Below are 1,071 nucleotides of genomic sequence, written 5' to 3' on the forward strand. Positions count from 1 at the left end.
CGTCGACTTCATGTGCTTGTGATGCGGCAGCGGCAGCCGATAGAAGCTCAGCGTCTCCTCGATGTTGTTCTCCACCCAATCCACCAGCTTCGGGTATTTGGCCTGCCATTTGGCGATCCACTGCGCCAGGTCGCGCTTGACCTCGGCCAGGTCGCGCCGGTCATAGAACCATCTGAGCTCCATCAGGCAGTCGTCATCGACCTTGCGCGGCACATAATCGAGCGCGTTTCTGAGGAAGTGCACGTAACAGCGCTGCCAGACTGCCTCGGGCAGGACTTCGCGGATCGCTGCCCTGAGCCCCGGATGGTCGTCGGAGACGACGAACTCGACGCCGGCGAGCCCGCGCTGCTTGAGCCCTGCCACGAACGCGCGCCAGCTCGAATTGCTTTCCCGGTTGGCCAGCTCGACACCGAGCACCTGGCGCCGGCCCTCCCAGTCGACCCCGATCGCCACCAGCACCGCCTGGCTGGCGATCACGCCGGCTTCGCGCGCCCGCTCATAGCGCGCGTCCAGAATGAGGTACGGGTAAGGTTCGGGAAGCCGCTGCTCAAAGAACGCCTTCAGGGCTTCATCCAGCCGCGCCGTCGCCTGGCTTACCGTCGAGGCCGAGAAGGAATGGCCGCACAGCTCCTCGGTGATCGCCTTGACCTTCCGGGTCGACACACCTTGCACGTACATCTCGACCAGCGCCGATACCAGTGCCTTCTCCGAGCGCTGATAACGCTCAAACAACTCCGTCGAGAACCGGCCGGCCCGATCTTGCGGAACCCGAAGTTCCAGGACCCCAACCCGCGTCACAAGCTTGCGTTCGTAATAGCCGGACCGGTAACCAACCCGCTCCGTCGTCCGCTCGCCTTTCTCGGCCCCGATCGCCTCCGTCATCTCGGCTTCCAAAGCCTCCTGCACCACAGTCTGCAAAACTCTGCGGAAGCCGTCCTCATCCGACAACAGCAACGCTTTCAACTCACCTCTGCTCAGTCTAACGTCTCTCTTGGTCATGGCACTTACCCTTCCACGGGAATCGGTGATCGCAACGTCACCAGCGTGCCATGGCCGCCCCTCGCCTCAGAG

The 1,071-nt window shown here is 63.1% G+C and carries 1 protein-coding gene; it reads right to left on the bottom strand.

Going from position 1 to position 1,071, the window contains the following annotated elements:
- A partial coding sequence (locus AC0L3O_RS35350) for an IS256 family transposase (protein WP_473618142.1) occupies positions 1-999 on the bottom strand: 999 nt, incomplete at its 3' end.
- Between the last annotated feature and the right edge of the window lie 72 nt (positions 1,000-1,071).

Source organism: Mesorhizobium sp. WSM4810, from assembly GCF_055811235.1.